The organism is Altererythrobacter sp. C41, from assembly GCF_016803135.1.
GTDB lineage: Bacteria > Pseudomonadota > Alphaproteobacteria > Sphingomonadales > Sphingomonadaceae > Pelagerythrobacter.
Genome location: NZ_JAEVFE010000005.1, coordinates 41,293 through 61,717, shown reverse-complemented (window position 1 = coordinate 61,717; position 20,425 = coordinate 41,293). Strand labels below are relative to the sequence as shown.

Annotated in this window: 17 protein-coding genes; 4 read left to right on the top strand and 13 right to left on the bottom strand. The window is 68.0% G+C overall.

Features of this window, described 5'->3' with window-relative positions; all coding sequences use genetic code 11:
* Positions 1 to 12 precede the first annotated feature (12 nt).
* Positions 13 to 1,023: a LacI family DNA-binding transcriptional regulator gene (locus tag JNO53_RS10480; RefSeq protein ID WP_203110662.1), complete on the top strand. Its 1,011-nt coding sequence runs from the start codon at positions 13 to 15 to the stop codon at positions 1,021 to 1,023.
* Between the two features lie 167 nt (positions 1,024 to 1,190).
* Here the strand turns inward: JNO53_RS10480 and JNO53_RS10475 are convergent, their stop codons facing one another.
* The 4 genes from JNO53_RS10475 to JNO53_RS10460 all read right to left on the bottom strand — a co-directional run bounded on the left by JNO53_RS10475 (position 1,191) and on the right by JNO53_RS10460 (position 6,273).
* Entirely contained in the window at positions 1,191 to 3,968 is a 2,778-nt protein-coding gene (locus tag JNO53_RS10475) for a phosphoenolpyruvate carboxylase (RefSeq protein ID WP_203110661.1), read from the bottom strand.
* Positions 3,965 to 4,942, bottom strand: a complete 978-nt coding sequence (glk, locus tag JNO53_RS10470; RefSeq protein ID WP_203110659.1) for a glucokinase — start codon at positions 4,940 to 4,942, stop codon at positions 3,965 to 3,967. The genes JNO53_RS10475 and glk overlap by 4 nt, the downstream gene beginning before the upstream one ends.
* Positions 4,943 to 5,018: 76 nt before the next feature.
* Complete coding sequence (locus JNO53_RS10465; RefSeq protein ID WP_203110657.1) at positions 5,019 to 5,819, bottom strand: transglutaminase-like domain-containing protein; 801 nt, start codon at positions 5,817 to 5,819, stop codon at positions 5,019 to 5,021.
* Between the two features lie 37 nt (positions 5,820 to 5,856).
* Positions 5,857 to 6,273 carry a secondary thiamine-phosphate synthase enzyme YjbQ gene (locus JNO53_RS10460; protein ID WP_203110955.1) on the bottom strand — a complete coding sequence of 139 codons (417 nt, stop codon included), beginning with the start codon at positions 6,271 to 6,273 and terminating at the stop codon, positions 5,857 to 5,859.
* An 18-nt stretch (positions 6,274 to 6,291) separates the two neighbouring features.
* On the opposite strand from JNO53_RS10460, the gene JNO53_RS10455 reads away from it, so the two are divergent.
* Positions 6,292 to 6,870, top strand: a complete 579-nt coding sequence (locus JNO53_RS10455) for an alpha-ketoglutarate-dependent dioxygenase AlkB (protein WP_203110655.1) — start codon at positions 6,292 to 6,294, stop codon at positions 6,868 to 6,870.
* On the opposite strand, the gene JNO53_RS10450 is transcribed toward JNO53_RS10455, so the two are convergent.
* The 4 genes from JNO53_RS10450 to rimO all read right to left on the bottom strand — a co-directional run bounded on the left by JNO53_RS10450 (position 6,867) and on the right by rimO (position 11,891).
* On the bottom strand, positions 6,867 to 9,017 hold the full coding sequence (locus tag JNO53_RS10450) for a TonB-dependent receptor (RefSeq protein WP_203110654.1): 2,151 nt from the start codon (positions 9,015 to 9,017) through the stop codon (positions 6,867 to 6,869). The genes JNO53_RS10455 and JNO53_RS10450 overlap by 4 nt on opposite strands.
* Positions 9,014 to 9,247 carry a hypothetical protein gene (locus JNO53_RS10445; RefSeq protein ID WP_238401853.1) on the bottom strand — a complete coding sequence of 78 codons (234 nt, stop codon included), beginning with the start codon at positions 9,245 to 9,247 and terminating at the stop codon, positions 9,014 to 9,016. Before JNO53_RS10445 ends, JNO53_RS10450 begins: the two co-directional genes overlap by 4 nt.
* The gene (locus JNO53_RS10440; protein WP_203110651.1) at positions 9,244 to 10,398 is read right to left on the bottom strand and encodes a PepSY-associated TM helix domain-containing protein; all 1,155 of its coding nucleotides are present in this window, start codon (positions 10,396 to 10,398) and stop codon (positions 9,244 to 9,246) included. The genes JNO53_RS10445 and JNO53_RS10440 overlap by 4 nt, the downstream gene beginning before the upstream one ends.
* Positions 10,399 to 10,562: 164 nt before the next feature.
* Positions 10,563 to 11,891, bottom strand: coding sequence for a 30S ribosomal protein S12 methylthiotransferase RimO (gene rimO, locus JNO53_RS10435; protein WP_443111172.1), 1,329 nt, complete (start codon positions 11,889 to 11,891; stop codon positions 10,563 to 10,565).
* A 128-nt stretch (positions 11,892 to 12,019) separates the two neighbouring features.
* Here rimO and JNO53_RS10430 point away from each other — a divergent pair, with 128 nt between their 5' ends.
* Entirely contained in the window at positions 12,020 to 12,421 is a 402-nt protein-coding gene (locus JNO53_RS10430) for a DUF1761 domain-containing protein (protein WP_338015341.1), read from the top strand.
* Here the strand turns inward: JNO53_RS10430 and JNO53_RS10425 are convergent.
* The 4 genes from JNO53_RS10425 to serS all read right to left on the bottom strand — a co-directional run bounded on the left by JNO53_RS10425 (position 12,413) and on the right by serS (position 16,567).
* Entirely contained in the window at positions 12,413 to 13,492 is a 1,080-nt protein-coding gene (locus JNO53_RS10425; RefSeq protein ID WP_203110645.1) for an NAD-binding protein, read from the bottom strand. The two genes, JNO53_RS10430 and JNO53_RS10425, sit on opposite strands and share 9 nt — an antisense overlap.
* Positions 13,489 to 14,268, bottom strand: a complete 780-nt coding sequence (locus JNO53_RS10420) for a M23 family metallopeptidase (protein ID WP_203110643.1) — start codon at positions 14,266 to 14,268, stop codon at positions 13,489 to 13,491. The genes JNO53_RS10425 and JNO53_RS10420 overlap by 4 nt, the downstream gene beginning before the upstream one ends.
* Positions 14,265 to 15,029 (bottom strand): 5'/3'-nucleotidase SurE, encoded by a 765-nt coding sequence (gene surE, locus JNO53_RS10415; RefSeq protein ID WP_203110634.1) that lies wholly within the window; start codon positions 15,027 to 15,029, stop codon positions 14,265 to 14,267. The genes JNO53_RS10420 and surE overlap by 4 nt, the downstream gene beginning before the upstream one ends.
* Positions 15,030 to 15,163: 134 nt before the next feature.
* Positions 15,164 to 16,567 (bottom strand): serine--tRNA ligase, encoded by a 1,404-nt coding sequence (serS, locus tag JNO53_RS10410; RefSeq protein ID WP_203110631.1) that lies wholly within the window; start codon positions 16,565 to 16,567, stop codon positions 15,164 to 15,166.
* A 135-nt stretch (positions 16,568 to 16,702) separates the two neighbouring features.
* Between serS and JNO53_RS10405 the strand changes: the two genes are divergently transcribed.
* Positions 16,703 to 18,010 (top strand): sulfotransferase family protein, encoded by a 1,308-nt coding sequence (locus JNO53_RS10405; protein ID WP_238401832.1) that lies wholly within the window; start codon positions 16,703 to 16,705, stop codon positions 18,008 to 18,010.
* Positions 18,011 to 18,017: 7 nt separating this feature from the next.
* On the opposite strand, the gene JNO53_RS10400 is transcribed toward JNO53_RS10405, so the two are convergent.
* Positions 18,018 to 20,414: a TonB-dependent receptor gene (locus tag JNO53_RS10400; protein ID WP_203110629.1), complete on the bottom strand. Its 2,397-nt coding sequence runs from the start codon at positions 20,412 to 20,414 to the stop codon at positions 18,018 to 18,020.
* Positions 20,415 to 20,425: the final 11 nt, after the last annotated feature.

The following is a 20,425-nucleotide window of genomic DNA, read 5'->3' as shown; positions in this document are numbered from 1 at the left end:
TAGGGAGCGGCGATGAAAAGGCGGCCGACTTCGATCGATGTGGCGGAACGGGCGGGCGTAAGCCAGTCCACCGTGTCGCGCGCGCTCGCCGGGTCCGAAGTGATCACCGAAGCGACCCGCGCCCGCGTGCTGCGCGCGGCCGAGGAAATCGGCTATTTCGTCGACGAGCGCGCCGCCCGGCTGCGGCGCGGCTCCACCGGCACGCTCGCCGTGGTGGTGATCTGCCGCCCGGGCGAAAGCGCGGCGGACATCAACCCGTTCTCGTACATGCTGCTCGGCAGCGTCTGCCTCGCCGCATCGGAGCGCGGGTTCGAGACGCTGGTTTCGTTCCAGGCGCGCGAGGCGCAGTTCTTCGGCCATTACGAGGAACGCGGCTGGGCCGACGGGCTGGTGGTGATCGGCACGACGACCAACCGCGCCGCGTGGGATTATTTCCGCGGGCTCGAGAAAGCGGATCGGCGCGTGGTCTACTGGGGCTCGCCGTTCGACGATCTCGAATGGGTCCGCTCCGACAACCGCGCAGCCGGGCGGCTGGCGGTCGAACACCTGCTTGCGCAGGGCTACCGCGCGCCGTGCTTCCTCGGCGCGATCGATTCCCCGCAGCACCAGTTTGCCGAGCGCTATGAGGGCTATTGCGAGGGCATGCGCGCGGCCGGGCTGGAGCCGTGCCTGGTGCCGACGCGCGATGGCGTCACGCGCGAGGAAGAAGGAGCCGCCGCCGTTGAAGCGTGGCTCGATGGGGGCGGCGGCTCGGATGCGATCTTCGCAGCCTGCGACGCAATGGCGCTGGGCGCGCTCGACGCGCTCAAGCACCGCGGCGTGGCCGTGCCGGGCGAGATCGGCCTCGCCGGGTTCGACGATCTGCCCGCCGCGCGCTTCGTCCAGCCGACCCTGACCACGATCGCTCCCGACCCGGCCGCTGCCGGCTCGCTGCTGGTCGACGCCCTGTTCAATGCCGGCGACGACGCGCCGCCGCGAAGAGTGCCGGTTTCGCTGATCGCGCGAGGCAGCACGGCGCGATGATGAGCTGATCCTCCCCAGTTTTGCGTCAGCACAAATGGGGAGGTGGCAGACGCTGCAAGCGTCTGACGGAGGGGCATTGGCGCGCGAAACCCCTCCACCACGAGCCGCTTCGCGTCTCGCGGTCCCCCTCCCCATTTGGCTGCGCAAAATGGGGAGGATCCTAGGCTTCACCCATGCGCGCCAAACTCATTGGCGATGGCGGTGGTGATCCGCAGGCTCAGCGCGTGCGCCCGTTCGATCGGGGCGATGAAGTCATGCTCGATCGCGGCATAGCCCTCCGCACCGCCATCCGGATAGTCCGATGGCTCGTCCAGCACATAATCCGCAGGCGCGGGGAAGCGCGTCGGAAAGGCGCGGCGGAGCTGGGCCAGCGCTTCCTCGATCCGCAGCGTCAGCACCATCTCGATCACGTCGCTGCGGCTGATGTCGTTCGCGCGGCTGAAGGCCGGGACCGAAACCGCGCGCAGGAACATGAACTGCAGCAGCGCCAGCCGCAGCGCCTGGAGCACGCCGATCCGGCGGCGGACCTGCTCGCGGTCCTCCATCGGTGCTTCGTCGGGCAGCAGGTCGAGCAGGCGGTGGAGCTTCAGCGCGTCGATCCGCAGGCGCGAGGCAAGGCGGCGGAACACGCCCGCACGGTCGTCCTTCACCAGATATTCGGCCAGCGCCGCGCAGGCGTTCGCGATGTGGCTCTCGGTCCCGCGATAGGTGCGGCTCGCCCAATAAGCTGAATTGAACAGCTCGCCATAGGCGGCGACCGTCTTGATGCTGCCGAGCGCGTTGGAGGCCCGCACCAGCCGCACGAGCTGCCGCCCGCGCGCGCTTTCGCTGAGCAGCCCGGCGATCTCCTCGCGGTTGCCCTCGGCCGCGCTGCCCATGCCGGCGATCACGTTCACCGGATAGCCGAGCTGCTGGAGCACCGCATTGTGCGGGATCGCGCGGATCTGGCGCAGGCTCATCTCGCGGTCCGACGACAGATCGGACTGCCGGCGCGACACGCGGCTGCCGGTCGCGTTGAGCAGGCCGAGCCCGAAGGCGGTCACCGCGCGGCTGTAGGTCCGGCTTTCCAGATGCTCGTGCTGGTGATCGCGGATCGCGCGGTAGAAATCGAGGCTCAGGTCGGTCCGGCGGTAGAACGGATCGGTCGGCGCCTCCGCGTCGGTTTCGGCCGGGCGCAGCTCGGCGATGCGGGTCAGCGTCGCCAGCGCCAGTTCGGGGTTGGCGAAGAACAGGTAGCCGTCGCCGCCCTGGAAGGTGACCTCGGGTTCGATGCGGATGCCCGCGCGGGCGAAGCGCCGCCGCGCCCAGGGGGACAGCGGCCATTCGAGCCGGTCGGCGAACCCGCCGGGATGCGCGCCGCGACCCATGCTCTCGCCGTGCGTGTCGAAGATCAGCGCCGCGACGTCGGTCAGGCCGTTCGCGGCCATCGCATCGGCCAGCCGCCCTTGCAGCCGCTCGATTGCGAGGCTCGCCGGAATCTGCCCGACGAAGCGCCCGGCATCGGAAAAGCCGGTCTGCACGCAGACCCGCCCGCGCTGCCGGGCGTAGTCGCGGTAGATGTCCTCCGCCAGCAGTGCGTCGAGGAAGCGGCCGCCGTGCTCGAGCGCGGTCTCGGTTTCGAACAGGGGCGAGACGTCGACTTTATCCTCGACCCCGAACAGCCGCGCGAAATAGAGCGCCGCGAGCACGGTCGCGGGCTGTTCGCATTCGGCGACAAGCATGCGGATCGGCGCGTCGGCGTCGATGTGGCGCAGGATCTGCGCCATGGCGAGGAACTGGCGGATCGCGGTCGAACTCTCGATCGCGAGCGCGGCGAAATTGCTCCGGAGCGGCGTCGCCTCCGCGATCAGCGTGCGCAGCGTGGCGAGCGCCCCCTGGCTCGACAGGTCGAGGCTCTCGCCGCCTTCGAGCCGCCCGCGGATGGCATTGTGGAGCTGCTTGGCGTTCACGCGGAAATGGATCCCGCCCATGCCGAGCCCATCGGCCCGCATCGCGGCAGCGAGCGTCTTGAGCGCGACGGCGCGTTCGCTGCCGGCCCCGCGCGCCTCGCGCTCCAGCTCGTCGATCAGCGGCGCGAGCGTCAGCAGCTTGGCCGGATGATCGGCGGTCAGCCCGTTGGCCGCCGCCGACAGCGCGCCGGCCTCGTCCAGCGGTTCGGCGAAGGCGGCGGCGCAGTCGGCAGTGTGCGCCTCGGCCGCGCGCAGCGTGCCGAGCAGCGGATGGCTGCGGTCGATGGCCTCCAGCGCATCGGCGTAACGCCCGAGCCGTTCCGCCTTCTCGGCCAGCCGGAACCCGATCGAGGTATGCCAGCCGATGTCAGTCCGCCCGTCCATGTCATAACCGACCCAGGTGGCGAAGCGGTAGGGGAGCGGGGCGAAATCGTGCCACTCGTCCGGCCACCGCTCGCACGCCGCGTTCAGCAGGTGCGCCACGATCCGGTCGCGCGCGTCCTGCGCCTGGGTCAGCGCCGCCATCGCCTGCGCGTGCTCGAATGCGAGCGTGATCCTGGGGCGCTCCGGCGAAGCCGCGCAGGCGTTCTTCCCAACCCCCTCCTCGCTCGCCGCGGCGGAAGCGACCGCCTCCGACTGCGCAGGCGTGAGCAGGAACGTCGGGTGTGCGGTGAACACCGCATGGAGCTGGGGCCGCTCCCAGGCCGCGCGGAACTCCGCGAAGTTGGCCGTGCCCAGGCACGCTGCAAGCGCGTCATCGTTAGCCTGCGGCTCGACCGGCGCGACCAGCCGCCGCAGCCGCCCGGCGCGGGTCATCAGCGCATCGCATTCCAGCTCGGCGATCAGCCTCTCCGCGCCGGCGAGGTCGAGTTCGCCGCTCTCCAGCATGCGCGACAGTTCGAGCGAGAGCTGGAACACAGGGTTGAACAGCGGCGCTTCCTGCGTCTGCCGGTGCAGAACGGCCAGGCGATCGGCAAGCTGTGCGACACTCGTCATTGATTCATTCCGTGCTCTGCGACGAAGGCGGCGGCCGCGCCGAACAGGCCCGGCTGCGGGTGGACGATCAGCTTGACCGGGATCGAGCCCATCAGCCCGGCGAAGCGGCCCTTGGCGCGGAACCGGTCGGCGAAGCCCGACGTCAGCAGCGTCTCGCGGATGCGGTAGCCGAGCCCGCCGGCGATCACGACGCCTGCGAAGCCGCCCTGGACCAGCGCGATATCGCCGGCCACCGAGCCGAGCGAGAGGCAGAATCGGTCGACCGCCGCTGCGGCGAGGCTGTCCTCCCCGCTCATGCCCTTGGTCCAGATCTCGACGTCGTCGCACTCGGGCACCGAGCGGCGCTCCATCGCGGCGAGCGTCTGGTAGATGTCGACGATCGCCGGGCCGGCGACCACGCGCTCCACCGAGACCCGCGTGTGCCGCTTGCGCAGCCGCGCCAGGATCGCATCCTCGATCAAGTCGAGCGGGGCGAAGTCGGCATGGCCGCCTTCGGTCGCCTGCACGCGATACTGGCCGCCCGAGCGCCACAGGTGCGCGACGCCGAGCCCGGTGCCGGGGCCGAGCACGCTGATCGTCCCTTCCGATCCGAGCGGCTCGTCCGGGCCGGTCAGGTGGAGGAACTGGTCCTCCGGCGCGCGCGCGACCGCATGGGCGACGGCTTCGAAATCGTTGACGATGCAATAGCGCTCGACGCCCAGCTTGGGCTTCACCAGCGCCGGGCGGATGATCCAGGGATTGTTGGTGAAGCGGATCACCTCGCCGCCGACCGGCCCGGCGATCGCCATGCTCAGCGCGTCGGGCAGGGCACCGCCCTGGCGCCGGCGGAACTCTTCCCAGGCCGTCTGAAAGCTGGCGTGATCCTCGGTGTGAAGCGTTTCCGGCTCGCTCAGCGAAATGGCGCCGTCCTCGCCGATCGACGCAATCGCGAAGCGGGCATGCGTGCCGCCGATATCCACCACGACCAGATCCATCGGTCTCCTCCCGCTTTCATCTCCTGCCCGGCTGGTAGCAGCCGCACCGCGCCATGCCCACGCGCCGCATACATATTCACGCGGCGCGTGTAACCGTGACGTCCTTCTCCAGGAACTCGGTCGGTCCGAAGCTGGTGATGAAGCTCACGTCCGCGGCATCGCGGCCGACTCCGATCTTCACGACCTCGTCCGGGCGCGTCATGCCGGTGGCGTCGACCAGGAACCAGGCGCCGCCGCCGGGGGTGGTCGGATCGGTCAGGAACACCTCGGCGACGGCGTGGAAGTCCGGCGGATCGACCCCGGGCGCGAAGCAGCTCACGAAACGCGCGGGGATGCCGGAGGCGCGGGCGAGCATGACCATGACATGCGCGAAATCGCGGCAGATGCCGCGCCGTTCGATGAAACTGTCGAGCGCGGTCGTGTTGGCGGTGCTGCTGCCTGGCTCGTAAGTGAGATTGCGGGCGATCCAGTCGCGGATCGCCACGACCCGTGCGCCGCCCTCGCTGCCGCCAAACTCCGCCTCGACAAACGGCTGGAACCGGTCGGCGGGGCAATAGCGCGAATCGAACAGATACTGCACCGCCTCGCCCGGCAGGTCGTGTGGCAGCAGGTATTCGAGGTTTCCGATCTCGGCCGGCAGGCGATTCACGGCCACCTTGGCCTTGTACGAAACGTCGTAGCGCCCCTCCGCGCGGATCCACACCCGCTCGCCGATGTCGTCCTGCGCCGAAATGCGCGCGAAGTGCTCGCCTTTCGTCACCCAGGTATCGGTTTCGAGCAGCGTCTGCTCGGGGATGATCGCCGCTTCGAACTGCAGCAGCACGTCGGTCACCTTCTCCATGCGGAAGGCGAAGGCGAGATCGATCGATATGGGCATACTCCGCCAACGCGGCGGCGGCGCGGTTGTTTCGCCCTTATTCGCCCGCCACGTGCAGCGCGACTTCGCGCCGGTGCGGGCGGGCGCGATGCTCGGCGAGGAACAGGCCCTGCCAGGTGCCGAGCATCATCCGCCCGCCGGAAATCGGGATCGAATGGCTGACACCGGTGAGCGCGGCCTTGAGGTGGGCCGGCATGTCGTCCGGCCCCTCGTCGTCGTGCAGGTAGTGCGACCCTTCGGGAGCGATGCGATCGAGCCAGGCGACCAGATCGTGCTGCACCGCGCGAGCGGCGTTCTCGTTGATCAGCAGCGAGGCGGAGGTGTGGCGGCACATGGCGGTGAGCAGACCGGTCTCGATCCCGGTGGAGGCGAGCCAGGCGGTGACCTCATCGGTGATCTCGGTCAGCCCCGGTCCGTGGGTGTCGAATGCTAGCGTGGTGGTGTGGTGCGGCATCGCACCCATATAGTTGCCATGGGTTTCCAGCGCGACCTCTTCGCCCCCGAGGGGCAGGCCGTGGCACCGCCGGTGCCGGGCATGCTGCTGATCGAGGAAGCGATTGGCGCCGAAGAGGAACGCGCGCTGGAGGCGCGGATCGACGCCGCGCCGCTGGAACCGTTCCAGTTCGGCCAGTGGCGCGGCAAGCGGCTGACGGCGAACTACGGCTCGGCTTACGACTACCAGCGCGGCAGAGTGGCCGAAGCGCCGCCGCTGCCCGAGTGGATCGAGGCCTTGCGGGCGCGCCTTGCACCGCTTGTCCTGCGCGACCCGCGCGATTTCGGGCAGGCGCTGCTGATCCGCTATGATCCCGGCGCGGGCATCGGCTGGCACCGCGACCGGCCGCAATACGGCGAGGTCCTCGGCCTCTCGCTCGCCGCGCCCGCCGTCCTGCGGCTACGCCGCCGCACTGCGCAGGGGTTCGAACGCCGCAGCGTCGAGCTGCCGCCGCGCTCGCTCTACCTGCTGAGCGGCGAAGCGCGCGAGGCATGGGAGCATTCGATTGCCCCCATGGCCGTCACCCGCCGCTCGCTGACGCTGCGGAGCTTGCGCTAGAAATCGACGGAGACCGAGGCGTTCACCGTGCGCGGGCGGCCTTGCAGCAGGGCGGATTCGAACGCGTCGAAGGCGGAAGCCCAGTAGCGCTTGTTGGCGACGTTATCGACCGTCAGGCGCAGCGTCACCGGCTTGCCGCCCGCCGCGAAGACATAGCGCGCGCCGAGGTCGAACACGGTCCAGTCGTCGAGCCGCAGCGTATTCGCCGTATTGACCCACTGTTCGCCGGTATGGGTCATGCGCCCGGTCAGCGTCAGGCCCTGGACGAAGGGCAGGTCCCACTCGACGTTCGCATTGGCGGTGAAGCCCGGCACGCCGGCGACTTCGGAGCCGGTGTCGAGCTCGGCATCGATGGTGGAGAGGCCCGCGATCAGTCGCAGCCCCTCGACCGGTTCGCCGTTCAGCGTGAACTCGATACCCCGATGCCGCTGGTCGCCGATATAGCCGTAGCGCTCGGTGCCGTCGGGGTTCTCGATCACGCCCTCGCCGGGGCGCTCGATCTGGTAGAAGGCGAGGCCGGCATAGAGGAAGCGGCCGAGCGCGAGCTTGGCGCCGGCCTCGTATTGGGTGGACTTGCGCGGGGCGAGGACGCCGCCGCTGTTCTGGAGACTTTCGTCGAGCGGCACGTTCGGCCCCTGCTGCAACGCCTCGATCCGGTTGGCGTAGAGCGAGACGTAGGGCAGCGGCTTGAACACCACGCCGACCACCGGCGTGATCGCGTCTTCGTCGTAGCTTGCTTCGAGCTGGCCATCGGCCGCGCTGTAGCTATCGATGCGGATCGTCTGCAGCCGCAGGCCGCCGGTGATCAGCAGGCTATCGTCCCACAGCCCGATCGTGTCGGAGGCGAAGGCGCTCCAGAGTCGGCTCTTCACCCGCGGGAAAGGATCGTCGAGATCGCCGCCCGGGTTCCACGAGGCGACGGTCGACGGCGGCAGCGGCATTGGCTCGAAGTGATAGATATTGGCCGCAAATTCGTCACGGAAGTCGAAGGCGTTGCGGTTGGTCTGCCAGTTTATGCTGCCGCCGAAGTTGAACTCGTGCGTGACCGTCTCGCCCAGATTCACGCGCAGGCCGGCCTCGACCGCCTCGTTGTTGTCGGTGCGCGGCACGATCAGCGAATCGTCGAAACCGTCGCCGGTCGCCGCGTCGGTCAGGGTGATGCCGCCGTAGTTCCCGTCCTCGCGCCCATCGCGCGCGCCGGCCCTGGCATAGAGCAGCGCGTTGTCGGCGATGTCCCACTCGAGGCTGAGCGTGCCGAACACGTCGCGCATCTCGGTATAGGTGTAGGCCTGCGCCTGGTTGGCATCGGCTTCCGGCACCGCCGGAATCGCGGTGACGCTGTCGCCAAGCGTCACCTTCGGCCGCAACGCGTCGATCCGCACGTTCTGGTACGCAAGGTCCAGTGCCGCGCGGAAGTTGCCGCCGTCGTAGTCGAGCGCGCCGCCGATCACCTGCGTCCGGCGCTCCTCGCGGTCGACCGAGGTTTCGCCGTCGCGGTAGGCGCCGTTGACGCGCAGGCCCCACTCGCCGTTGGCGCCGAATCGTCGCGAGACGTCGAAGCTGCCGCCGAAGTGCGCGCCCGAGGTGTAGCCGAGCGTCGCGCGCGTCAGCGGGTCGAACCCGGCGCGCTTGAGCTTGAGGTTCACCGACCCGCCGAGCGATGACCCGCCGGGCGCCGCGCCGTTGAGGAACGCGCTCGCGCCGTTCAGCACCTGCACGCTGTCGTAGAGCTCGGGTGCGACGATCTGGCGCGGGGCGATGCCGTAGAGGCCGTTCAGCCCGACGTCGTCGCCGAACAATGCGAAGCCGCGGATCACGAACAGCTCCGCCGCGTTGCCGAAGCCGTAGGTGGAGCGCACCGTCGGATCGTTGTCGAGCACTTCGCCCAGCGTCAGCGGCTGCTGGTTGAGGATCAGCGATTCGTCGAAGCTGCGGATCGAGAAGGCGAGGTCGACCGCGTGCTTGTTGCCCAGCACGCCGGCATCGCCGCCATTGGTCACCTCGGTCGCGTTCACGCGCTGCGCGGTGACGACGATGTCGTTCGTGCTCTGGCCGGTGCTCTCGGAGGTGCTCTCCTGCGCGAAGGCGGGCGCGGCGGCGGCTGCAAGCGCGAGGGCGGAGGCCGTGAAGGCGTAACGAACGATCATGTCGGGTCTTTCTTTGGTGAGGGGGATCGGCCGCGCCGCCGCCAGGCGACGCAGACCGCGAAAACGGGAAGCGAGAGCAGGGCCCAGGCGAGCACGTCGGGCGCGCCCTCGCCGGTCAGGCCGAGGACGAGCCCGGCCAGGCTCGCCGCGAACAACACCAGCGGCAGCGCGAACACGCGGGCGAGGCCCTGCCGCGCGCGGCGGCCCTGCGACGGGGCGAACGGCTTCACGCGAGTTGCCCTTCCGCGCCGCCGTGGATCTCGGCCACCCGCCGCTCGACTTCGCCGGGGGAGCGCCGCCACCACAGCAGCACGCCGGTCCACAGCACCCAGATCGTCGCCAGCGTCAGCAGCGCCCACAGCGTCTTGAGCGGCAGCCCGCCATAGTCGCCGAAGTGGAGCGGCTTGGACATCATCAGCGCCTGGTTGAGCGCGGGCATGGCGCGTGCATCGACCAGTTCGCCGCTTGCGGCATCGATCAGCGCCGGGGTGAGCAGATGCTCGGTCAGCGGCCGGTCGCCCTGGAAGAACACGGCGTAGTGGCGCGCGGTGCTCCACCCTCCGCCGGGGAAAGCGATGAACTGCGGGTTGCGGCCGGGCAATACCGCATGCGCTTCGGCCATTGCGGCGTCGAGCGATCCGTAGTCGGCCGGGGCTACCGCTTCCTCGCCGCCGTGCTCGGCGGTCATTGCCGCCAGCTCGCCCTCGCGCCAGGCGTCGGTCAGCGGATCGGCGAAAGCGTTGATCACGCCGGTGCCGCCGACGACCAGCGCCCAGGCGAGGATCACGATCCCGCCGAGGTTGTGCTGGTCGAGCCGCCCGACGCGGCGGCTCTTGTCCATCCGCAGCGCGCCGAACCGCAGCCGCCGCATGAACGGCGCGTAGAGTACCGTGCCCGAGATCAGCGCGACCACGAACAGTGCGCCCATTACGCCCAGGAACCACATGCCCGGCTGGCCGAGAAACATGTCGGTGTGGAGCTGGAGGAGGAAGTCCATCACTCCGCCTCCCGGCGCGGGGCCGAGCGATTCGCCGGTTGCACGGTCGAAGAACAGCAGCGTCATGTCTTCGCCCGGCGCGTCGGGCGACGGGCCGGTGGTGACGGTCAGCAGCGGGCTCTCCTGGCTGAAAGCCATGAACAGCGGCACTTCACCCGGCCGCTCGGCCAGCGCGGTTTCGAGCATCGTATCGAGCGGCACCCCGCCTTCCGCCGAGGGCGCGCCGGGCAGAGCGGTTTCGTAGTCGACCCCCTCCAGCGCCTCGATCTCGTCATGGAAGATCAGCGGCAGCCCGGTCAGGCAGAGCATGAGCAGGAACACCGTGGGCACGATGCTGCTCCACTTGTGAGCCAGGTACCAGGCGCGGATAGTGCTACGACGCATGCGCCGCCGCCTATGCGGAGCGGCGGCGAAGGTCAATGATAGTCATTTGCAATAAGCGCGATCGCGTGACGGTCGATGGTCACATCTCCCGGCGACCTTCCGAGCTCGCCGCATCCGAAAACGGCAGAATTCAGCGGTTCTGCCGTGTCACAGGTGTCAACAGGTCAAGCCGGCACGCCGTAGAGATCGTGCGCGTCGGCATCCTCTATCAAGGCATCGACGAAATCGCCGGGCCGCACCGTCTCGGGCACGTTGCGCAGGAAGACCTGGCCGTCGATCTCCGGCGCGTCGGCCTGGCTGCGGCCGGTGGCTCCGAGATCGCCGTCCTCGTCGGGCTCGCCGACTTCGTCGACGATGACCGGCAGCGTGCGGCCGACCTTGGCGGCGAGCTTGGCCGCGCTGATCCGCTCGGTCACTTCCATCAGCCGGGCGTAGCGCTCTTCCTTCACCGCCTCGGGCACCGGGTCGGGCAGGGCATTGGCCGCGGCGCCCTCGACCGGTTCGAAGCGGAAGGCGCCGACGCGGTCGAGCTGCGCTTCCTCGAGCCAGTCGAGCAGGTAGCGGAAATCATCCTCGGTCTCGCCGGGGAAGCCGACCACGAAGCTGGAGCGGATGGTCATGTCGGGTGCGATCGCGCGCCAGGACTTCAGGCGCTCGAGCACCTTGGCCTCGTTCGCCGGGCGCTTCATCGCCTTTAGCACCTTCGGGCTGGCGTGCTGGAACGGGATATCGAGGTAGGGCGTCAGCAGCCCCTCCGCCATCAGCGGAATCACCGCGTCGACGTGGGGATAGGGATAGACGTAGTGCAATCGCACCCACGGCACCTGGCCCTCCGGCGTACGCAGGGTGCCGAGTTCCCGGGCGAGGTCGGTCATGTGCGCCCGCACCTCATGGCCGTGCCATTCGCGGCTCTCGTGCCGGATATCGACGCCGTAGGCGCTGGTGTCCTGGCTAATGACCAGCAACTCCTTCGTGCCCGCCGCGACGAGCTTCTCCGCCTCGCGCAACACCGCGTCGATCCGGCGGCTGGCGAGCTTCCCGCGAAGCTGCGGGATGATGCAGAAGGCGCAGGAGTGATTGCAGCCCTCGGAGATCTTCAGATAGCTGTAGTGGCGCGGCGTGAGTTTCACGTCGGGCTGCGGGATCAGGTCGACGAACGGCCCCTGGCTCGGCGGAGCGGCGCGGTGCACTTCCTCGACCACCTGTTCGTACTGGTGCGCGCCGGTGACCGCGAGCACAGCCGGATGCGCGGCGCGGATCGCGTCGGCTTCCTCGCCCATGCAGCCGGTCACGATCACGCGGCCGTTTTCGGCGATCGCCTCGCCGATCGCGGCCAGGCTCTCCTCCTTCGCGCTGTCGAGGAAGCCGCAGGTGTTGACCAGCACCACGTCCGCGCCGGCATAATCGGGGCTCATCGCATAGCCGTCGGCGCGCAGACGCGTGAGGATACGCTCGCTATCGACGAGAGCCTTCGGGCAGCCGAGGCTGACCATGCCGACCCTTTTCTGGCCGGGAATCGTTGTGTTGGGGTTGGAAGCCATTGCGCGGCGCGCCCTACACCTCCGGCTCGCTTTGCGCTAGCAGGTACGGGAAAAGGCGAAGGAGATGCGTCTTGGGTCCGGTGAATTGGGTTGCAGTCGTCGTCGCGGCGCTGGCCGCAGGACTGCTCGCTTTTGCGTGGTTCGGCCCGTTGTTCGGGCGCGCCAAGGCACGCAAGGTCGCGCCGGGAAAGATCCTTGCGCGCTCCCGTCCTGAGCGAGTCGCGGCCATTACCGGCGGGCTGTTGCTGCTGACCTCGGCGATGATGGGGCACATGTTCGCGCGCATCGGGGCTGAGACGCTGGCGGCCAAGCCCTGGCTCTACTTCATGATGTCGGGCGGGCTGGCGCTGGCGTTCGTGATCCCGGCCTTGTGGATCAGCTTCACGCACATCCGGGTGCCGATTCGCGTCGCGATGATCGATGCGGGCTACTGGCTCGCCGGCTATCTGACGATGGGCGCGGTGTTTTGGCTGCTAGGCTAGAGAGCTCTCTGTTTCCGCGGTCGGGCGGATCTCGACCACCACGTCTCCGAGTTGCAGCCGCTGGGCTTCCGGTTCCCAGAAGCCGAGCGCCGCGCCGTTGCGATAGACCCTGAGGCCGCGCCCGCCCGTCGCCAACTGGTCGATCGACTTGCCGATCTCCTCGGGCGATACCGGCCGCTCCACGAGGTGGACCCGACCGGTCACCGAGGCGAGATCGGCCATGTAGTCTGCAATGTGCATGCCCTGGACGCTGCCGGCGAGGAGCAGCCCGGTGAAGCGCACGGGGTTGATGACGTTGTTCGCGCCGGCCTGGTGGGCGAGCAGCTCGTTGTCCGCCGCGCGCACGACCACGGTGATCGGCACGTCGGGCGCGAGATGGCGCACGGTAAGGACGATAAGGATCGAGGCATCGTCGCGCCCGGCGGAGACCAGCACCGTCTCGGCCTTGTCGATCCGAACGGCCATGAGGCTGTCGTCACGCGTGGCATCCGCCGCCATGACGTTGCAGCCGAGCAGCTCGGCCTCGGCCAGGCGTTCCTCACGCGTGTCCATCACAACGATGTGGCGCGGATCGGTGCCGCGTTCGATCAGTTCGGCGACGGCTTCCGAGCCGGATATGCCGAAGCCAATGACCACCACATGGCCGGAAAGCGTTTCCTGAATGCGGGCCATGCGCCATCTCTCCCAACTGCGCCTGATGATGAAGTCGTACGCCGCGCCGATGAATATGAAGATCACGATGAAGCGGATCGGCGTCACGATCGCCGCCTCGACCAATCGCGCGCGGTCGCTGATCGGCGCGATATCGCCGAAACCGGTGGTCGTGATCGAGATCATGGTGAAATAGACGACGTCGAGGAAGGACACCTCTCCGTCGAGATTGTCGACCAGGCCCGCGCGGTCCCACCAGTGGATCAGAACGACGATGAATACCAGTGTCAGAGCGGCGCCCACGCGGAGGCCGAGGTCGGCCCAGATCGGCACCTTGAGCGCTCGTCGCAGCGGCTGAAAGCGCGTGCCGCGATGCGTGCGGCGCCGGGCAAGCCTTTCGGAGAGCTGGAACCGCTTCACCCGCCGCTTGCGCCCTGCAGCTTCTTGGCCGGATCGACCTTCCGGCCGTTATGGCGGATTTCGAAGTGTAGCTCCGGGCTCTCCGCATCGCCCGATGCGCCGGCGATCCCGATCCGTTCGCCGGTCTTGACCACGTCGCCCGCCTCCACCGTGACCCGTCCGAGGTGGCCATAGGCGCTGTGCCAGCCGTTGCCGTGGTCGATCACCACCAGCCTGCCGAAACGCGGCGCCTCGGTTGAGGCCTCGACCACCGTGCCGCTGGCGGAGGCGCGCACCATGTCGCCGCGCCGGGCGGCATAGTCGATCCCGTCATGACCGCCCCCATCGGGGCGGACGGCATAGCCGAGCAGAACCGCTCCATCGTGCGGGGGCCGGAAATAAGGTTCGCTGCGCATGGGCGGCGCGGGCGGCGGGACCTTGAGAACGGCCGGGATGATCAGGCGCTGGCCTGGGCTGATGCGGTAAGGCGGCTCGAGCCCGTTGGCGAGGGCGACGTTCTCGAACGTCACGCCGTAGCGTATCGCGATCGCGAACCCCGTCTCGCCCGGTTCGACCAGATGGATGCGCTGCCGCGGGATCGCCAGCCGCTGGCCGGCTTTCACGGCATAGGGTTCGGCCAGCCCGTTGGCCGCCGCGATCACCGCGGCGGGGACCCGCGCGCGATTGGCGATGCCGTTCAGGGTCTCGCCTTCCTTCACCACGTGCTCGGTCTCGGTCGCTGGATCGCCGGCGGCGATCAGCAGCGGCGCGAGCGCAAGCAGGGCGAGGCGTTTCATCCCGCGTAGCGCTCGCCGAGATCGCCGAGCGAAGCGTGATGCGTGAAGTCGAGTTGCAACGGGGTCACCGCGACATATCCCTCGTCGATCGCCTCCAGATCGGTCCCGTGGTCGAGCGTATGCTCGATCGCCTGGAGGCCGAACCAGTAATACTTGTAGCCGCGCGGGTCACGCCCCTCGACCACGGTGCCGCGCGAATAGTCGTGGAAACCCTGCCGCACGACGCGGATGCCCTTTACCTCCTCGGGTGCCCGCGCCGGGAAGTTGACGTTGACCAGCGTGCGCTTGGGCAGCGGTGCGTCGAGCAGGGGGGCGAGCACGCGTGCGCCCCATTCGCGCGCGGCGCCGAAGGGCACCTCGTCGCCCATGCCCTCGCGCGCATAGACCTGGCTCAGCGCGATCGAGCGGATACCCGCCAGCGCGCCTTCGATCGCGGCCGAGACGGTGCCTGAATAGGTAATGTCGTCGCCCAGGTTGGCGCCGCGATTGACGCCGGAGAGGATCACGTCGGGCGGGCCGTCCATCACCTTGCGCAGTCCGATCGTCACTGCGTCGGTCGGCGTGCCGGTGACGGAGAACCGCCGCTCTCCGAAGCGGCGCAGGCGGACGGGCTGGGTCAGAGTCAGCGAATGGCCGGTGCCCGACTGCTCGTCGTTCGGCGAGCAGATCCAGATGTCGTCCGAGAACTCGCGCGCGATCTCCTCGAGAATCTTGAGACCCGGTGCGTGAATGCCGTCGTCGTTGGTGAGGAGGATTTTCATCGGTGCCGTTTCTCTGATCCGTCACCCTGAACTCGGTTGTGCGTTGCACAGCTTCGCTTCCAGGGCCCATTTCGCCATATGACCCGATGGTCTGTGAGGCAGGATGGGTGCTGAAACAAGTTCAGCATGACGGACTAAGGTGTCAGGTTCTCGATCCCGCCCATGTACGGCCGCAATGCTTCGGGCACTTCGACCGAGCCGTCTTCCTGCTGGTAGTTCTCCATCACCGCCACCAACGTGCGCCCGACCGCGAGGCCCGAGCCGTTGAGCGTGTGGACGAACTCGGTCTTCTTCGATCCTTCCGGCTTGTAGCGCGCGTTCATCCGCCGCGCCTGATAGTCGCCGCAGTTTGAGCACGAGCTGATCTCGCGCCAGGCGCCCTGGCCGGGCAGCCAGACTTCCAGATCGTAGGTCTTGCGCGCGGTCGCGCCCATGTCGCCGGCGCAGAGCAGCATCTTGCGATAGGGCAGGCCGAGCGCCTGGAGCACACCTTCGGCGCATTCGGTCATCCGCTCGTGCTCGGCCTCGCTCTCCTCTGGCCGGACGACGCTGACCAGTTCGACCTTCTCGAACTGGTGCTGGCGGATGAAGCCGCGCGTGTCCTTGCCCGCCGCGCCCGCTTCGGAGCGGAAGCAGGGGGTGAGCGCCGTCATGCGGATCGGGAACTGCGCCTCGTCGATGATCTGCTCGCGCACCGCATTGGTCAGGCTGACTTCGGCGGTGGGGATGAGCCAAAGACGTTCATGCTTTTCAGGTGGTTTTACCCATTCGTCATAGGCTTTAACAGTTTCCAGAATCGTGTCCCGAATGCTCGCTCCCGCAGATACAGGACCCAGTCGATCGATGGCGTAGTGGTAAAAAGTCATATCCCGAGAGGTGGGAAACAAGTCTTCCGTGAACTTCGGCAGTTGGCCGGTTCCGAACGCCGCCTCGTCACGCACGAGCAGCGGCGGGGCGCATTCGGTATAGCCGTTCCCGGTCGTCTGCCGGTCAAGCATGAACTGGCCGAGCGCGCGGTGCAGGCGTGCCATCTGGCCGCGGAGGAAAGTGAAGCGGGCGCCGGAGATGTTCGCGCCGGTCTCGAAATCCATCCCCAGCGCGGGGCCGAGGTCGGCATGTTCCTTCGGCTCGAAGGCGAATTCGCGCCGGTCGCCCCATTGCGACAGCTCGACGTTGGCGCTCTCGTCCTCGCCCGGCGGGACATCGTCGGCGGGCAGGTTGGGGAGGCCGGCGAGGGCGTCGTGCAACTCGGCGGCGAGCGTGCGGTCCTCGTCCTCGAGCGCGGGAAGGGTTTGCTTGAGCTCGGCGACCTCGGCCTTGAGCGCCTCGGCCTTGTCCTTGTCGCCCTGCGCCATCGCCTGGCCGACCGCCTTCGACGCGTCGTTGCGACGGCTCTGGGCCTCCTGCATCTGGGTCGTGACTGCGCGGCGCCTGGCGTCCAGCGCGAGGAGGCTTTCGGCGACCGGCTCGACTCCCCTGCGCGCAAGTGCGGCATCGAAGGCTTGCGGGTTTTCGCGGATCAGGCGGATGTCGTGCATGGGCGCGGCCTATGCCGCACGCGCGCGTCCTTTTCCAGTAGGCTTCGGGAACGGATTTCGGGGCTGAAGGGTAGACAACCCACGGATCGATTGGCAGCCAGCCCGGCCGTCAAATCCGCAGCGCGGGCGAAAGTATTGCAGCACCAGAAGATCCAGCCCCCGCGGCGAACCCCCTTCATCGACATCTTGGACGCGGCGATCCGCGGCGGGCGCAAGCTGGGTGCGGTCGAGCCGGCGCGGCTCGACAAGGATTATCTGATCGCGCAGGCGGCGGAGAGCGCGGAGCTGGACGATTTCGGCAGCCGCTGGTTCGAACGCCCGATGGAGGTGCTGCTCGACGCGGTGAAGCGCGAGGCACGGCTCAATGCGGCCGGCACCTTCTCCGCGATGAAGCAGTTCCATCATGTTTTGCGCGACCGGCTGCTGGCGCAAATGTGGTTCAAGCGGCACCCGGAAATCCTTGCCCGGCCCATACCGCGCCCGGTCGTGATCGTCGGGCCAATGCGCTCGGGCACGACGCGGCTGCACCGCCTCCTCGCGGGAGATCGACGCTTCAGCCACATGCGCAGCTTCGAGACGATCAGTCCCGTGCCGCGGCCCGATTTCGAGGAAGTTCTGGAGGGGCGGCGCGAGGATTTTCGCCCGATCCTGGCTGCGCGGATCATGAAAGTCGCCCGCCTGGCCAACCCTCGCACGCTCTCGATCCATCCCACCGGTCCCTACGAGCCCGAGGAGGAACTCGGCCTGCTCGTCGCGAGCATGTGGGGCATGAAGCACGAAGCGCAGTGGCAGGTTCCGACTTACGGGCGCTGGTGCGAGGCCGAGTGCGCGGAGCCCGCCTACCGCCACATGGCGAACCTGCTGCGCTTGGTCGGCTGGTCTCAGCAGGTCTCCTCCATCCGGCCGTGGATTCTCAAGACGCCCCAGCACATGCTCGATCTCGATGCACTGCTGAAGGTCTTTCCCGATGCGCGGCTGATCTTCACGCACCGCGATCCGCACAAGGTCGTCGGCAGCGCCACGTCGCTCGCCTGGAACCAGACGATCATCTATTCGGACCACGTCGATCCCGCCCGCATGGGCCGCGAGTGGTTGCGCAAGACCGCGCTCCAGATCGACCGCATGCGCGCCGCGCGCGAGACGATCCCGCCTGAACGGATGATCGACGTGCAGTACGACGACATGGAGCGTGACTGGCGCGGCACCATGCAGCGGGTCTACCGCTTTCTGGAGCTCGACATCGACCCCGCGCTCCCCGCGATGGAGGACTACATGCGCCGCGCCTGCGCGCTCAAGCGCCGTCCGCATACCTACAGCCTCGCCGAATTCGGGCTGTCGGAAGCGGACGTGCGCGACCGGCTCGACGATTACGTGCGCGCGTTCGACGTGCCGATCGAAGGCGAAACCGCGGGCTCCGCAGCGCTGCGTTCGGCGCGGGGCTGAGGCTCTCCTAGTACTTCAGCGTTGCCGTGACGAAGACCTGCCGCGGATTGCCGTAGAACACGGTCGCAATGCCCTCACGGCCAAGCGACGGGGTGGGCAAGCCGTTGCCGCCTACCACCGGCAAGCCCGTCGCCGGATCGGTCACGAGAAACTGGTAACCTGAGGTCTTGTACCGCTTGTCTAGGATGTTCTTGCCGTGGAGGCCGATCGAGTAGCGGTCCCCGCCAAAGCTGTAGACTAGGCTCGCATCCCACAGTGCGTAGCCTTCCTGATCGAGATAGGGGCTGGGATATTCGAACTGCTGCGTCTCACTGCGGTAGGAAAGCGTGGTCGAGAGGTTGAGCTCCCCGTCCGCGCCCATCGGCACGAGCGCGCCCAAGGTGCCCGAAGCGGTCCAAGTGGGCGTGTTCTGGATATCGGTGATGTCGGCGACGTCGGTGCCCAGGTTGCCGATAAATTCGTCGTACTGCGCATCGATATAGCCGAGCGTGCCGGCGAAGATCATCCGCGACCCCGCGCCCGCGAAGCCGCGCGCGAAGCTGGCCGATGTCTCTAGCTCCAGGCCCTTGAAGGTCGCCGACGCGGCATTGGTGGTGACGCCCGAGAAACCCTCGAACACGCCGTCGCCGTCCGCGTCGATGCCGATCGAACCGGGAATCTGGACGTTGGTGTAGTCGGCATAGAAGCCGGTCAGCGCGAAATTCAGATCGCCGCCCAGCGCCGCGCCCTTGATCCCCACTTCGTAGCTGTCGACTTCTTCCGGCTCGAACAGGAAGAAGTCGTAGATTTCCTGGTAGGAGAAGTCGCCGTCGCCGTTGACGTCGATCGCCGCGGCATTGGCGCTGCCGCGCGGGTCGAAGCCGCCGCCCTTGAAGCCCTGCGAATACGAGGCATAGACCATGACGTCGTCGGTCACGTCGTAGGAGATCGATGCGCGCGGCGTGAACTTCTTGAACCGCGCCTCGCCTTCGAAATCGGTGATGGGCGCGCCGATGGGCAGCGCCGTGCCGCCGAACTCGGGATCGGCGCCGAGGATCTGGTTCTGCTTGAAGATGAAGCTGTCGCGATCGTCGACGGTGTAGCGGCCGCCGAGCGAGAGGTGCAGCCGGTCGGTCACGTCGAAGGTGAAGTCGCCGAACACCGACCAGGTGTCGGTGCGCACGTCGCCGATCGTCTGCTGGCCGAACCCGGGCAGGTCGAGGAGTTCGCCCGTGGTCGCCAGCAGAACGTCGAACTTCGAATAGGCACGCGCGTCGAGGTAGTAGAACCCGACGAGGCCGTGCAGCCGGTCGCTCTCGTAGAGGAGCTGGAATTCCTGGCTGATCTGCTCGTTGCGGTAGACCGCCGGCACGTCGACGTCGACCGCGGGCAGGGCGTCGAAGTCGATCGGCGTATAGCTTTCGTCCTTGCGCCACGCACTGATCGAACGGAACGTGAGGTTGTCTGTAAGCTCGGCGGTGACGTTCATCGCGACGCCGTAAGCCTCGACGTCCTGCTCCGGCGCATTGAGCCCGGCGCGGGTGTCGAACTCGTCCTCGAGCACGGGGGCGCCGGAAAGCAGACCCGGAATCAGGCGATGGCCGTTGCGCGGATCGGACTTGTCGCGCGTGTAGTCGCCTGAAATACGGATCAGCACCGGCTCGCCGTGCCCGCCCAGCTCGAACGTGCCGCGCGCAGCCCAGACGTCCTTGTTGTAATTCTCGACGCCGGGAATGTTGAGATTGTCGCCGAACCCGCCGCGCGAGAGCCGCGCCACCGATCCGCCGATGCGCACGAGATCGCCGATCGGGGCGCTGGCGGTCAGGACGCCTTCCGCCTGATCGTAGGTGCCGTAGGTAGCGCGCAGCTTGGCGCTGAATTCCTGCGGCAGAAGCTTGGTCACGTACTTGACCGCGCCGCCGATCGTGTTGCGGCCGTAGAGCGTACCTTGCGGTCCGCGCAGCACCTCGATCCGTTCGACGTCGTAGATGTCGAGCACCGCGGCCTGCGGGCGGTTGAGATAGACGTCGTCGAGATAGATGCCGACCCCGGCTTCGAAGCCGGGCACCGGGTCCTGCTGACCCACACCGCGGATGAAGGCGCTGAGCGTGGAATTGGTCCCGCGGGAAGTTTCCAGCGTGGTGTTGGGCGTGACATTCGAAATGTCGGTGATGTCGAGTGCGCCGCGCGCCTCCAGCGTCTCACCGGTAAAGGCCGTCACGGCAACCGGCACGTCGTTCAACTGCTCCTCGCGCCGGCGCGCGGTCACCACGATTACACCGTCGGCTGACGCGGCCCGATCCGTTTCGATCGGTGGGCTGGGGGTCGGCGAAGCGTCCTGCGCGGCCGCAGGCTCCATCATGAACGCCGCAGCCGCCACGCCGCCGAGCAGCACAGCCGCCATGCGTGAATTGATGACCCTCATCGATCCTCTCC